Source organism: Streptomyces sp. NPDC058457, assembly GCF_042720695.1.
Classification (GTDB): domain Bacteria; phylum Actinomycetota; class Actinomycetes; order Streptomycetales; family Streptomycetaceae; genus Streptomyces.
The window spans coordinates 34918-48389 of record NZ_JBHXLU010000073.1 but is presented as its reverse complement, the minus strand read 5'-3'; the positions used below and the strand labels follow the sequence as shown (position 1 = coordinate 48389).

The window sequence follows — 13472 nt, the reverse complement described above, 5'->3', positions numbered from 1 at the left end:
GCAATCTTTCGAGGTCATTGGCTGTTGGACCGTAGGCAACCTGGATGAACGGAAGGTGAACTGAGGCGGTCTTGGCGGTGTCTGGAATCGACTTTGCGATGTCTGGGGGCGGGGCGGACCGGGGCCGCCGTCCCGGTGTCGGTCCGGCGGCCCAGTCCCCCCTTGGTCAGCGGCCCTTGGCGAACGACTTCAGCCGGCCCGCCGACCCGTTGAAGAGATTCTGGTCACCCGGCAGGCTGCCGCTGTTGTCGTACTGCCAGAAGGTCCAGGACGACCATCCGGCCGGCAGCGTTCCCGCGTCCGCCGAGCCGTGGCGGGCGATCCACAGCGCATGGTCGGCGGCGAACGCGCCGCTGCCGCCGGTGCACAGGTTCCACCAGTTGGTGGTCGTGTAGATCACCGGTCGCCGGCCGGTCTCCCGCTGCAGTTCATCGCTGAAGGACCTGATCCACGTGACCATCCCGGAGTGGCTCAGCCCGTAGCACTTGTGCTTCTTGTCGTACGGGTTGTACTCGACGTCGAGCGCGGGCGGCAGCGTCCAGCCGTCCGCCGTCCAGGTGCCGCCGTTGCTCACGAAGTACGCGGCCTGCCGGGCGCCCGACGACTTGTCCGGCAGGGCGAAGTGGTATGCGCCCCGCACGATTCCCGCCTGGCGCGAACCGTTGTACTGCTGGCCGAAGTACGGGTTGCGGTAGGTGGTGGACTCGGTCGCCTTGATGTATACGAACCTGGCTCCCTTCGCCTTGGCGCTCGGCCAGTCGACGCTCTTCTGGTGCGAGGAGACGTCGTGCCCCCTCGGCAGGCTCGCCGCGGACGCCGGTGTCCCGGCGAGCGCGGCCGCGGTCCCCGCGAGGACGAGCGCCGCCACGGACGCCACCGGCGCGCGGACACGGATGCGGTGGCGGGACGGCGGAATGCGGTCACGGGCCATGTTTCCCCCCGGAATGGCGACGTGTACGAAAAATCGTCCAGAGATTATTGGAAGATCGGCGTATCCTCGGCGATCTTCGGCCAAGCCGGGAAATGGAAGGCTTTGTGGCGATTTGCGCTCTATTGGATTCGGGACGTCCGGTCTAAAGTGCCCTGCCGCGCGGGCCGGTTGGGGCGTCGCCTGGCAGGATCGGGCCATGGTCGAGCAGCGGCGGGACGCGCGTGACGGACGGGACGGACGCGCCGGCGCACAGGGTGTGTCGGAGCCGCGAAGGCGGGATGTACGCGCGGAGGAGGCGAGTGCCTGGCGCGAACTCGTCGCCACGGCCCGCCGCACGGTGTCCGACGGACTGGTCGTCGGCACCTCCGGCAACGTCACGGTCCGCGTCGGCGACACCGTGCTGGTCACGCCGTCGGGCGTGCCGTACGACAGGCTCACCCCGGACGACGTGACGGGCGTGGACCTCTCCGGCCGCCAGGTCCTCGGCACCCTGGTCCCGACCAGCGAACTGCCGATGCACCTCGCGATCTACGACAGCACCGACGCCGGGGCGGTCGTCCACACCCACGCCGTCCACGCGACGGCCGTCTCGACACTCGTCCCCGAGCTGCCGGCGATCCACTACATGTCCGCCGCCCTCGGCGGCGCGGTCCGGGTTGCCCCGTATGCGACGTACGGCTCCGACGAGTTGGCCGAGAACATGCTCCGCGCCCTGACCGACCGCTCCGGCTGCCTCCTCCAGAACCACGGCACGATCACCTACGGCACCACCCTGACCCAGGCCTACGACCGGACCGCCCAGCTGGAGTGGATGTGCCGGCTGTGGCTGACGGCGTCCTCGGTGCCTGGTCTGACCCCGAGCCTGCTGTCCCCGGAACAGATCACGGAGGCCGGAGAGCGGCTGCGGGGGTATGGGCAGCGACGGGACTGAGCCCACTCGGATCGCCCTCGTCCTCGCCTTCGTCCTCGCCCTTGGTCCGCAGCGACGGCGCTGAGCCGCGGCGGACCACTCCCGCGGTGCCGGACCATCCCTCGCCCGCTCGAAAGCCCGCTCCGCTCGGAAGCCCGCCCTGCTCACGGAAGCCCTCTCCGCTCCACTGGCCGCCGTCGGTGTCCGCCCCGACACTGGACAGGTGCGCCCAGTCAAAGTCACGGCCGCTGCCGTCGGTGCCGTACTCGCCGCCGGTGCGGCCGGCGTGGTCGCGGGACGGTTCGCCAGTGACGCCGCGCTGAAGGCACCGCCCGGCCGGCCCCTGCCCACCGAACCCCGGCTCACCGTGCACGGCACCGCGGCCGGCCGCATCACCCTCACCCGCGACCTCGCCTCGCTGCGCCCCGGCACCTACGGCCTGGCCGGCGACGGCTCGCACGCGGTCGTCGGCGCCGTCCTGGAGGCCGCCGCGGACACCGCCGACACCGTCGTACGGCGGCTGGAGCGGGTGACCCACGGCACCTTCGAGACCGGCGACAGGGCCTGGCTCACCGCCAATGTCCACATCGGCAACCCCGGCACCGCCCTGGGCCTGGAGTACGCCGACATCGACCTGCCAGGCGAACTCGGCGCGCTGCCCGCCTGGTTCGTGCCCGGCCACCGGGACACCTGGGTGATCGCGGTGCACGGCCTCGGCACCACCCGCGAACACCCCATGAACGTCATGGCGTTCCTGCACGCCCGGCGCCTGCCGGTCCTCGCCCTCTCCTACCGCGGCGACCTCGGCGCTCCACGCCCCCCGGACGGCCTGAACCACCTCGGCGAGAGCGAGTGGCGCGACCTGGACGCGGCGATCCGCTACGCCGTCCGCTACGGCGCCCGCCGTGTCGTCCTGTACGGCTGGTCCACCGGAGCCACCATGGCGCTGCGCGCCGCCGCCCACTCGGCACTGCGCGAACGGATCTCCGGCCTCGTCCTGGACTCCCCGGTGCTCAGCTGGGAGGCCACCCTGCGCGCGCTCGCCCAGGCCCGGCACACTCCCGAGCCCCTGCTGCCGCTCGCGGTGCGCGCCGCCCAGGGCCGCGCCGGCCTGCACGCCGACCATGCCGTCGACCCCGTCGACCCGGACCACCTCACCGTGCCCACCCTGATCGTGCACGGCCCGGAGGACATGGTGGCCCCCTGGGCGTACTCCCGCCGGCTCGCCGAGCGGCGCCCCGACCGGGTGGCCCTGCACACCGTCCCGGACGCCCCGCACGGCGCGATGTGGAACGCCGACCCGGAGGAGTACGAGGAACGACTGCGCCGGTTCCTCACACCGCTGATGTGATGTGCCGCGGATGCGATACACCCACGATGTGACGCGCTCCGGCGCGTGCGCTCCCTGGTGTGCGCGCTGCCGGATGTGCGCGGTCCCGCATTCGCGCGGTCCCGCATGCGCGCGCCGTTCGATGTGCGCCCCCTGACGCGTGCGCCCTTCGACGCACGCGCCCCCTGTTGCGCGCCCCTTCGTCCGATGGCACCCCCGATGTGATTCTTCCCGCACCCGCCGGTCCTTCCCCTCCGCGTCCCCGGCCTCTCCCCGTCCCAAGCCGGAGACCCCGATTCCAGCCGGTTCCGAAGGTTCCGTTTAAGGCCGTACCACTGGCCTGAACATGTCCCCTCGCCTCCCCTCGCACCCCGTGCGTTGGCCAGCCCCGTCGCCCGCCGTGACATTCCGTTTGGGTTTTCGGACCGTCAACCGGAAGACTGCACCCGTGACGTCCCGTATCCCGCGCGACTCAAGGCTTCGACTCGTCCGAACGCGACCCCTGGCCGCCGCCCCCCGAGCGATGAACCAGCGGCCCGCGCGCCGCCCCGCACCCCGCCCGCCCGAGGGCACCCCGGCCCCCGCCGAGCTGGCCAGAATGGCACGGTTCGGCCTCGCCGGCGCGGCCCGCGTGGCCCACTGGGCGGACGCCGCCCTCGGGCCCGGCAGCGACGGCGCCACCGCCGACGGCAAGGCCACCCTCTCCGACGCGTCCGCCGAACGCGCGTCCGAGGACCTGGGCCTGACCGCCGCTCAGATCCGTGCCGACTGGGACACCGCCCGCCTCGCCGGTCTGGTCGAGGTGCACGGCGACAGCGCACGCCCCGGCTGGCGTCTGCGCGCCTGGGACCGCGACGACAGCGCCGTGCTGCGCGGCTGGGTCGCCCTCTTCGACGCCTGGTCGCTCGCCCACCCGGAGCCCGCGGAGTTCGAGGCCGCCGCCGTCGCCGAGGTCGTCTCGGCCATGCCCCAGGTGCTCTCCTTCCTCCAGCTGTCCGCCGGTCCCGTCCCGGTCGAGCAGCTCCTGGACCTGCTGGGGCAGCGCGTCACCGAACTGCGCACCGAGCGCTGCGAGGTCCCCTACGACCCGGAGACCGGGACCGCCGGGCCGCTCGCCGCCGTGCGCTCCGCCGACGCCGACCCGGCGGACCACATCCCGGCCGACGATCCGGCCCCCGCCGACGAGGCCGAGCTCGCCCCTCTCCTCGACTGGTCCCTGCACGCCCTCGCCTCCGTCGGCGCGCTGACCTACGGCGACGGCCAGGCCACCCTCACCCCGCTGGGCAGCTGGGCGGTCTGGGTCAAGCTGGAGCAGATCTGCGTCGCCGCGCAGAGCCCCGCCGGGAACATCGAGGTAGCCGCCGAGGAGATGCTGCGCGGCTGCGCCCAGCTCCGGCCCAACGCGGCCCGCGCCGAGTACCGCGCCTGGCTCGCCGCCCGCCCCGTCGGCGGCGCCGTCACCGAACTCGTGGACGCCGCCCGCGGCGAGGACGCCCTGCTGCGCGGCCTCGCCTTCGAGGCGCTGCGCGTCGTCGGCGCCCCTGCCGAACCGGACGTCCGAGCAGTAGCCGACGAGCCGACCCTGCGGCCGTACGCCCTGCTGTGGCTGGCCGAGCACGACGGGGTCGATCCCGAGGACGCCCACGAGGTGCTCACCAGGGAAGAGGCGACCTGGCTCTGGGTGGACACGGCCGCCGCGGTCGCCGACCACGGTGAGGCGCCGCTGCTGGTCCGCCACCTGGAGTCGGCGCTGCAGCCCACCGTCCCCGTGCTGCTCGACGAGGTGCGCGCGGTCGGTCACCCGCGCACCGTGCAGGTCCTGGTCGCGCTCGCCGCCGCCCACCCCGACCCGGCGCTGGCCAAAGCCGTCCGCAGGGCCGCCTTCCAGGTGCACACCGGCGGCTGACGGCAGCGACGGACCGGGCCGGCCGGACGGGGCGGACCGGGGCGGATCAGACCCCTATCTCAGGCGCGTACGTGCCGAAGCTCCAGATGTTGCCCTCGACGTCCCGGGCCATGTAGTCCCGCGAACCGTAGTCCTGGTCCGTCGGGGGCATCAGGATCTCGGCGCCGTGGTCCACGGCGCGCTGGTGGTGTGCGTCGACGTCGTCCACGACGAGGTACACCCCGGTCGGTCCCGCACCCTCCATCGCCGCGTCGAACCGGCCGCCGCGGCCCTTGGAGCCCAGCATGATCGCGCCGTTGCCCTGCACCAGCTCGGCGTGGAGCACCATGCCGTCCTCGCCCTCGTACACCGACAGTTCGGTGAAGCCGAAGGCCTCCGTCAGCTGCTTGATCGCCGCCTTCGCGTCCGCGTACAGCAGCGACGGATAGATGCTCGGCCGCCCGCCACTCGTGCCCGTCATCCCGATCACTCCCTCGTGTACCGGTCCCCCGAAAGCCTTCGTTCCGACCTGGTCCCCAGTCTTGCACCCGGCACTGACAACGTCCCCGGCCCGCACCGTCGTTGCAGGTCGGCGGCTCAGCGGAAGGTGTTGCAGCGCGCCATGTCCCCGCTCCGGTACCCCTGGTAGAACCACTGCTGCCGCTGCTGCGCCGACCCGTGCGTCCACGTCTCCGGCGTCACCCGTCCCTGGAACCGCTCCTGGATCCGGTCGTCGCCCACGGCCGCCGCCGCGTCCAGCCCGTCCTGGATGTCCGCGGCCGTCAGACTGGTGATCAGCGGCCGGCCGGTCGACTTGTCCTTCGTCGTCGTGGCGTGGTGCGCCCACACCCCGGCGTAGCAGTCGGCCTGCAGCTCCACCCGCACCGAATTGCTGTTCGCGCCGGTCAGGTTGGACTGCGACCTGCTCAACGTGCCCATCAGGTCCTGCACATGGTGCCCGTACTCGTGCGCCACGACGTACGCCTGGGCGAACGGCCCGCCGCTCGCCCCGAACCTGGACCGCAGTTCGTCGAAGAAGCCGAAGTCCAGATAGACCTTCCGGTCGCCCGGGCAGTAGAACGGCCCCACCGCCGCGGTCGCCGTCCCGCACGCGGTGCCGACCCGCCCGCTGAAGAAGACCGTGGGGGCGGCCGTGTAGGTGCCGTGGCGGCGCTGGAACTCCTGCGTCCAGAAGTCCTGCACGCTGTTGACCACGGCCACGGTCCGGCAGTCCTCCTTGGTGTTCGCGTCCTGTCCGGTACGGCAGCTCTGCTGTACCTGCGCCAGCGAGGAGGAGGCGGGCGCGGGCGAGCTGTCCCCGGAGGAGAGGCCCAGCTGGTCCGGGCCGACACCCAGGAACAGGGCGAGAAGCAGCGCGATCAGGCCGACCAGGCCGCCGCCGACGGTCGCCTTTCCGCCCGGGATCCGGCTGCCCCGCACGTCCTGCACCTCGGAGGTGTCCAGGTTCGCGTCGTCGTCGAACTGCATGGGGCACCGCCTTCTGCTCGCACCGTCCCCCACCACCACCTTGCGCCATCCGCGCCGCCACTTCGCGCCGATGACCGGACGAACGCCCGAACGGGCGACGTCCCGCCCCGCCCCCGCGTCACGCCCGCCCGCCCGTCCCGGGCATGGCTACGCTCTCCGCCTGACTCATGGCACAGGGGCGCCCGCCGGGGCGCCGAAGGGGGGAAGGGGTGGCGGTTCTGCACCACAGGAGGACCGAGCCACCCGACACCGAGGCCCGCCCGGAAGGGTCTGCGAGCGCCCACCGCGACCGGTCTCCGACGGCACTCCCCAAGCAGCCTCCACTCCCTGAGCGGTCTCCGACGGCCATCCCCGACCAGTTTCCGACGGCCATCCCCGAGCAGTCCCCGACCGCCCGCCCCGAGCCGTGTGCGACCGCCCGGCCCAAGCAGCCCCGGACCACCGTTCCGGAGCAGTTTTCGGCGGCTCTCCCACAGCGGCCTCCGACCGCCCTCCCGGGAGCACCCCCCGCCCGCAGACCGCTCAAGCGTCTTGTCGGCCCAGCCCTCGTCCTCCTCCTCGCGGCCGTGCTCCTCTCCGTCGCCCACCAGATCCGTCCCGCCCCCTACGGCGACCGCCTCACCCCCGGCCCGCCCGCGCCCACCGCACGCGCGCGTGGCGACGTCGTCGAGGCCTACGACGGGCGGACCCTGCGCTGGCGGTACGCGCGCGTGGGGCGCCGCCCGCTCAGCGTGCTGCCCACGCGCGGTCACGCGTTCACCGTCTGGGACGACGGACTCGTCACCGACACCGACGGCCGCTCCGTGCGCTGGCACCGCGCCCTGCCCGCGGCGACCGACTGGCTGCGCGACCGGGGCGGCACCGGCGTCCTGCGCCCCCTGGGCCGCGGCATCCTCGCGGTCGTCACCCCGGCCCGTATCGCCGCGTACCGCACCGCCGACGGCGACCTGCGCTGGGTGCTGCCCGCCCGCGCGGGCTGCGCGTTCCGCCCCGAACGTGCCGTACGTCACGGCCCCGCCCTGCTCGTCGCCCAGCCCTGCGCGCACGGCGCCTGGACCGCGCAGCTCGTCGCCGTGGACGACCTGGGCGGAATCGCTCCGCACCGCACACCGCTGGGCAACGACAGGCCCGGCGCGGGCCGCCCCGAACACCCGCGCACCGAAAAAGTGCTTGCGCCGCCCCGTTAGACTTGGCCCATGGCCATTCTCCTCGCGCATTAGACGGCGGGAACGTCCTCAGCCGCCCACCCGTCACTTTCCGTACGCTCTGGAGTCTGTCCGTGATCTCCGCCTCCGGTATCGAGCTGCGCGCCGGTGCCCGCATCCTCATCGAGAACGCCACGTTCCGCGTCGCCAAGGGCGACCGCATCGGCCTGGTCGGCCGCAACGGCGCAGGCAAGACCACCCTCACCAAGGTCCTGGCCGGTGACGGCATCCCCGCCGCGGGCACCGTCACCCGCTCCGGCGAGGTCGGCTACCTCCCGCAGGACCCCCGCACCGGCGACCTCGACGTCCTCGCCCGCGACCGCATCCTCTCCGCGCGCGGCCTCGACATCCTGATCCGCAAGATGCGCGAGAACGAACAGCGCATCGCCAACGGCCAGGGCGCCACCCGCGAGAAGGCGCTCAGGCAGTACGAGCGCCAGGAGACCGAGTTCCTCACCAAGGGCGGGTACGCCGCCGAGGCCGAGGCCGCCACCATCGCCGCCGCGCTCAGCCTGCCCGACCGGGTGCTCGGCCAGCCCCTGCACACGCTCTCCGGCGGTCAGCGCCGCCGTATCGAGCTGGCCCGGATCCTGTTCTCCGACGCGGACACGCTCCTGCTCGACGAGCCGACCAACCACCTGGACGCGGACTCGATCGTCTGGCTGCGCGACTACCTGAAGACCTACCGCGGCGGATTCATCGTGATCTCCCATGACGCCGACCTGGTCGAGACGGTCGTCAACAAGGTCTTCTACCTGGACGCGAACCGCTCCCAGATCGACGTCTACAACATGGGCTGGAAGCTCTACCAGCAGCAGCGCGAGGCCGACGAGAAGCGCCGCAAGCGGGAGCGTGCCAACGCCGAGAAGAAGGCCGCCGCACTGCACTCGCAGGCCGACAAGATGCGCGCCAAGGCCACCAAGACGGTCGCCGCGCAGAACATGGCCCGCCGCGCCGACAAGCTGCTGTCCGGCCTGGACGCCGTCCGCGTCTCCGACAAGGTCGCCAAGCTGCGCTTCCCGGAACCCTCGCCCTGCGGCAAGACCCCGCTGACCGCCGAGGGCCTGTCGAAGTCGTACGGCTCGCTGGAGATCTTCACCGACGTCGACCTGGCCATCGACAAGGGCTCCCGGGTCGTCATCCTGGGTCTCAACGGCGCCGGCAAGACCACCCTGCTGCGGCTGCTCGGCGGCGTCGAGCAGCCTGACACCGGCGAGGTCATCGAGGGGCACGGCCTCAAGCTCGGCTACTACGCCCAGGAGCACGAGACCCTGGACCCGGAGCGCACGGTCCTGGAGAACATGCGCTCGGCGGCGCCCGACCTGGACCTCGTCGAGGTCCGCAAGACGCTCGGCTCGTTCCTGTTCTCCGGCGACGACGTCGACAAGCCGGCCGGTGTCCTCTCCGGCGGCGAGAAGACCCGGCTCGCCCTCGCCACCCTGGTCGTCTCCTCCGCGAACGTCCTGCTCCTGGACGAGCCGACCAACAACCTCGACCCCGCCAGCCGCGAGGAGATCCTCGGCGCCCTGCGCACCTACAAGGGCGCGGTCGTCCTCGTCACCCACGACGAGGGTGCCGTGGAGGCGCTCCAGCCCGAGCGGATCATCCTGCTGCCCGACGGCGTCGAGGACCTGTGGGGCGCCGACTACGCGGATCTGGTCGCGCTCGCCTGAGATCCGAAGATCCGATCGCGTCGCCCTCGTTTGATCGAATGCCTGATCCACTGGCTATGGATCATTCGGCCTATCGGTGATCCATCATCTGTGTGAGATCTCCTCGTATCGAGGTGTGTCCTACATCGATTTTGCGGCCGATCCCTTTGTCGACAAGGGATCGGCCGCTTTCTGCTTCTGACCTGGCACTTCGCGGATGAGCCCGTCCGGCCCTGCGGACAGCCCTCGCCGGAATCGCGGATTCCGTATGTGGGGATGCGCTCCTGTCGTCACAACGATGTCTCACGGACCTTGCCGAATGGGTGGCCATCGCGCCCCGGAGGGGTGATCATGAGGGGACCAGAGCGCACTTCCCATGAGGAGGCACGGGTGGCCGAGACTCTGAAGAAGGGCAGCCGGGTGACCGGCGCCGCGCGCGACAAGCTCGCGGCAGACCTGAAGAAGAAGTACGACTCCGGTGCGAGCATTCGGGCACTGGCCGAGGAAACCGGCCGCTCGTATGGCTTCGTCCACCGGATGCTCAGCGAATCGGGTGTCACGCTGCGTGGGCGTGGCGGGGCGACGCGGGGCAAGAAAGCCGCGTCCTGACCCCGGGCGGCCCATCGGCTTCGATGGTGGCCACCCGGTCGGTCGGGTGATCGGCCGGGTGGTTACTGTGCAGTCACTTAGCATGCCGTAAGGCAATGCGTGATGACCGCACACATCGGAGGCGCCCCATGGCTTCGCCCGACCAGGACCTCGCTCCTGTTCTCGACAAGGACGGCGTACGGCTCACCGTCGACGACGCGCTCGCCACGGTGACGCTGACCAACCCGGCCAAGCGAAACGTCCAGAGCCCCGCACTGTGGCGGGCGCTGGCCGAGGCCGGGCGGTCGCTGCCGGGGTCCGTCCGGGTCGTCGTGCTGCGCGGTGAGGGCCAGTCCTTCTCCGCGGGCCTCGACCGGCAGATGTTCACGCCGGAGGGGATCCCGGGCGAGCCGACCTTCGTCGAGCTCGCGCGCCGTGACGACGCCGAACTCGATGCGGCCATCGCCGGATTCCAGGAGGCGTTCACCTGGTGGCGGCAGAGCGACATCGTGTCCATCGCCGCCGTGCAGGGACACGCCATCGGGGCCGGCTTCCAGCTGGCCCTCGCCTGTGACCTGCGCGTCGTCGCGGACGACGTGCAGTTCGCCATGCGCGAGACCAGCCTCGGACTGGTGCCCGACCTGACCGGCACGCACCCGCTCGTCTCACTGGTGGGCTACGCCCGCGCGCTGGAGATCTGCGCGACCGGACGGTACGTCCAGGCCGCGGAGGCGGTGGCTTCCGGGCTGGCCAGCGTCGCCGTGCCGGTGGGCGAACTCGACGCGGCGGTACAGGACCTGGCCGGCGCGCTGCTGGCTGCGCCGCGGGACGCCGTCGTGGAGACGAAGGCGTTGCTGCTGGGCGCCGGGGGGCGTAGCTACGACGAGCAGCGAGCTGCCGAGCGTCAGGCGCAGGCCCGGCGGCTTCGGGACCTTGCAGGGGTGGGCGAGTAGCGCCCCGTCAGGGGCGCGGGGCTGCATTCGATATCCGGCTACCGCCGGGTGGGCGCGACCAGCCCCCACCGGCCCGCACGGTCGGCAGTCACTCGACAGCTGTCACCACCAGCGCTACCGTCGGCCGATCCGCCAGCGCCTCGCCGACCGCCGCACGGACCCGTCGGGCCACCTCCACGGCCCGCGGGCCGTCGGTCAGCGCCACCTCCACCCGCACATGCCGGCGTGGCAGCGCGGCGTCGACGTGGATCTCCCGGCTCAGCGCCCCCGTCACCCGCGCCACCCCCGGCACCGCCAGCGCCGCCGCCGTCACCCGGGCCCCCTCGGGATCCGCCCCCTCCCGGACCGACGGCGGCCGGGGCGCACGTACCGCCTCCGGTGCCGCCGGCTCCTCCTCCAGCAGGTCGGTCACCCGCAGGTCCACCTCCGTCACCGCCAGCCCGAGCCGTTCCGTGGCCGCGGCCAGCGCCCGCCGCAGCCGGGACGCCGTCGTCGGCAGGGGCTCGGCGGCCGTCGCCGCGAAGTCCGCCGAAAGACGCAGCGGCCCCGGCGGTACCGCACCGGGCGGTGAGGGTACGACGGCCTCCGCCACGTCCGCCGGATCCGCCAGGGCGATCCGCACCGTACCCAGCCGCACCTGCGACACCTCGGCCGCCGCCCGCCGCAGCACCGCGTCCGCCGCCGCCTCCGAGAGCCACGCCCCGTCCCGCGGGCCGCCCAGGGGAAGCAGCCTGCCGAAGCCCAGGGGGTGCCCTACCGTGTCCGTCCTTCGGTCCGCCGTCATTGCTCCAGCCTGCCGCATCTCCGGGGCACGACAGGACATCCGCACGTACCGTGGTCGCAGGACGACGACGGGAAGGGACGCACGGCGATGACCGAGATGGCGGCGGAGCCCGAGAAGGACCCGACGGTACAGACCCGGAAGACCGTCAGGCGCGGCGGCGGCGACCCGGCGACCCGGGGGCGGACGACGATCGCCGACGGAGTCGTGGAGAAGATCGCCGGACTGGCGGCCCGGGACGTGGTCGGCGTGCACGCGATGGGCAGCGGCCTCGCCCGCACGTTCGGCGTCGTGCGCGACCGGGTGCCCGGCGGCTCCAAGTCCGTGAGCCGGGGCGTGAAGGCCGAGGTCGGCGAGGTGCAGACCGCGCTCGACCTGGAGATCGTCGTGGACTACGGCGTGTCGATCGCCGACGTGGCCCGCGCGGTCCGGGAGAACGTGATCGCGGCCGTGGAGCGCATGACCGGGCTCGAAGTGGTCGAGGTCAACATCGCGGTGAGTGATGTGAAGCTTCCGGAGGAAGAGGAAGAGGAGCCGGAGTCCCGGCTCCAGTGACCGCTGACCGGGACCGCTGAGGGGAGCGCACCATGAATATGGCCGTGGTCGGCATGATCGCCGGCATGGCGCTGGGCTTCGCCGGGTACTTCGGCGGGTTCGGCGCCTTTCTGCTGGTGGCGGCGCTCGGGGCCATCGGGTTCGTCGTAGGCCGGTTCGCGGAGGGGGACATCGAACTAGGCGACTTCTTCCGCAGTCGCGACGACCGGCGTGACCGTCGGCGATGAGCTCCGCGAGTGGTGAGACGCAGGGCGCTCCGACGGTCGTGGCGCCCGGCGAGCGCGGCGCCATCCGGATCGCCGACCGGGTCGTGGCCAAGATCGCCGCACAGGCGGCCCGCGAGGCGCTCGGCCCCCTCCCGAAGGACGCCGTACCCCCGCACGCCACCGTGGTCACGCACCATGACACGGCCCGCGTCCGGGTCCACCTCGAACTGGACTACCCGTCCGACATCGGCGCCCGGTGCGCGGCCGTGCGTCGGCATGTGGTCGAGCGGGTAGGCGCGTTGGTGGACATGGAGGTGCCGGAGGTCGCCGTCCACGTGGAACGGCTGCACCCGGCCCAGACCCAGGGGAGGGCGTGATGAGCACCGAGCAGACACCGGTCATCGAGAAGCCACCGCCACCACCGGCCGCGTCCCCGGCCGGCCACGAGCCGCGCTTCTGGTCCCCGCGCCGGGTCCCCGCGACCCTGGTCGCGGTGCTCGTCCTGGTGATCGCGGGCGCCTTCCTGTACGACATCGCGGCCGTACGGGCCCACCACCCCGCCATGCGCTGGCGCCGCGAACTGGCCCGCCGGCTCGCGGCGCAGCCCCTCGACGACACCTGGGTCCTGGTGGGCGCGGGCATCGCCGCCGCCCTCGGCCTGTGGCTGCTGACCCTGGCCGTCACTCCCGGCCTGCGGGACCTCCTGCCCATGCGCCGCACCCACCCGGACGTCCGCGCCGGGCTGCGCCGTGACGCGGCCGCCCTGCTGCTGCGCGACCGGGCCATGGAGATCTCGGGCGTGCGCCGGGTGCGGGTACGGCTGCGCCGCTCCCGCGCCCACGTCCTCGCCGTCTCCCACTTCCGCGAACTCGACGAGGTGCGGGGCGACCTGGAGGCGGCCCTGACCGACGCGATCCGCGCGATGGGGCTGGCCCGTCCACCCGCCCTGACCCTCCATGTGATCCGCCCCGGCCGGAAGGGGTGACGC

At 72.7% G+C, this 13472-nt stretch carries 15 protein-coding genes; 11 read left to right on the top strand and 4 right to left on the bottom strand.

Annotated elements, in window-relative coordinates:
* Positions 1-166 precede the first annotated feature (166 nt).
* A complete protein-coding gene (locus tag ACFWPS_RS39680; protein ID WP_383714893.1) occupies positions 167-931 on the bottom strand; it encodes a lysozyme in 765 nt (254 codons plus the stop codon).
* Between the two features lie 196 nt (positions 932-1127).
* Here ACFWPS_RS39680 and ACFWPS_RS39675 point away from each other — a divergent pair, with 196 nt between their 5' ends.
* From ACFWPS_RS39675 to ACFWPS_RS39665, 3 genes are all read left to right on the top strand, one after another.
* Positions 1128-1862: a class II aldolase/adducin family protein gene (locus tag ACFWPS_RS39675; protein ID WP_383714891.1), complete on the top strand. Its 735-nt coding sequence runs from the start codon at positions 1128-1130 to the stop codon at positions 1860-1862.
* Positions 1863-2064: 202 nt separating this feature from the next.
* Positions 2065-3192, top strand: coding sequence for an alpha/beta hydrolase (locus ACFWPS_RS39670; RefSeq protein WP_383714888.1), 1128 nt, complete (start codon positions 2065-2067; stop codon positions 3190-3192).
* 502 nt (positions 3193-3694) lie between these two features.
* Positions 3695-5077: a hypothetical protein gene (locus ACFWPS_RS39665; protein ID WP_383714885.1), complete on the top strand. Its 1383-nt coding sequence runs from the start codon at positions 3695-3697 to the stop codon at positions 5075-5077.
* Positions 5078-5123: 46 nt separating this feature from the next.
* On the opposite strand, the gene ACFWPS_RS39660 is transcribed toward ACFWPS_RS39665, so the two are convergent.
* Both ACFWPS_RS39660 and ACFWPS_RS39655 read right to left on the bottom strand, forming a co-directional pair.
* The gene (locus ACFWPS_RS39660; RefSeq protein WP_383714882.1) at positions 5124-5537 is read right to left on the bottom strand and encodes a VOC family protein; all 414 of its coding nucleotides are present in this window, start codon (positions 5535-5537) and stop codon (positions 5124-5126) included.
* A 116-nt stretch (positions 5538-5653) separates the two neighbouring features.
* Positions 5654-6544 carry a neutral zinc metallopeptidase gene (locus tag ACFWPS_RS39655; protein WP_383714880.1) on the bottom strand — a complete coding sequence of 297 codons (891 nt, stop codon included), beginning with the start codon at positions 6542-6544 and terminating at the stop codon, positions 5654-5656.
* Positions 6545-7110: 566 nt separating this feature from the next.
* Here ACFWPS_RS39655 and ACFWPS_RS39650 point away from each other — a divergent pair.
* The 4 genes from ACFWPS_RS39650 (at position 7111) to ACFWPS_RS39635 (ending at position 10942) form a co-directional block, all read left to right on the top strand.
* Entirely contained in the window at positions 7111-7731 is a 621-nt protein-coding gene (locus ACFWPS_RS39650) for a hypothetical protein (RefSeq protein ID WP_383714877.1), read from the top strand.
* Positions 7732-7823: 92 nt separating this feature from the next.
* Positions 7824-9422, top strand: coding sequence for an ABC-F family ATP-binding cassette domain-containing protein (locus tag ACFWPS_RS39645; protein WP_383714874.1), 1599 nt, complete (start codon positions 7824-7826; stop codon positions 9420-9422).
* Positions 9423-9791: 369 nt separating this feature from the next.
* Complete coding sequence (locus ACFWPS_RS39640) at positions 9792-10010, top strand: helix-turn-helix domain-containing protein (RefSeq protein WP_046727957.1); 219 nt, start codon at positions 9792-9794, stop codon at positions 10008-10010.
* A 128-nt stretch (positions 10011-10138) separates the two neighbouring features.
* The gene (locus ACFWPS_RS39635) at positions 10139-10942 is read left to right on the top strand and encodes an enoyl-CoA hydratase/isomerase family protein (RefSeq protein ID WP_383714872.1); all 804 of its coding nucleotides are present in this window, start codon (positions 10139-10141) and stop codon (positions 10940-10942) included.
* An 88-nt stretch (positions 10943-11030) separates the two neighbouring features.
* Here ACFWPS_RS39635 and ACFWPS_RS39630 read toward each other — a convergent pair whose 3' ends face one another.
* Positions 11031-11726 (bottom strand): nucleopolyhedrovirus P10 family protein, encoded by a 696-nt coding sequence (locus ACFWPS_RS39630; RefSeq protein ID WP_383714869.1) that lies wholly within the window; start codon positions 11724-11726, stop codon positions 11031-11033.
* 87 nt (positions 11727-11813) lie between these two features.
* On the opposite strand from ACFWPS_RS39630, the gene ACFWPS_RS39625 reads away from it, so the two are divergent.
* Genes ACFWPS_RS39625 through ACFWPS_RS39610 form a run of 4 tightly spaced genes read left to right on the top strand, consistent with a single transcriptional unit; the run spans position 11814 to position 13469 of the window.
* Positions 11814-12278: an Asp23/Gls24 family envelope stress response protein gene (locus tag ACFWPS_RS39625; protein ID WP_089101589.1), complete on the top strand. Its 465-nt coding sequence runs from the start codon at positions 11814-11816 to the stop codon at positions 12276-12278.
* Positions 12279-12310: 32 nt separating this feature from the next.
* Complete coding sequence (locus ACFWPS_RS39620; protein ID WP_383714865.1) at positions 12311-12505, top strand: hypothetical protein; 195 nt, start codon at positions 12311-12313, stop codon at positions 12503-12505.
* A complete protein-coding gene (locus tag ACFWPS_RS39615) occupies positions 12502-12861 on the top strand; it encodes an Asp23/Gls24 family envelope stress response protein (RefSeq protein WP_383714862.1) in 360 nt (119 codons plus the stop codon). The genes ACFWPS_RS39620 and ACFWPS_RS39615 overlap by 4 nt, the downstream gene beginning before the upstream one ends.
* Entirely contained in the window at positions 12861-13469 is a 609-nt protein-coding gene (locus ACFWPS_RS39610; RefSeq protein ID WP_383714860.1) for a DUF6286 domain-containing protein, read from the top strand. The genes ACFWPS_RS39615 and ACFWPS_RS39610 overlap by 1 nt, the downstream gene beginning before the upstream one ends.
* The last annotated feature ends 3 nt before the right edge of the window (positions 13470-13472 follow it).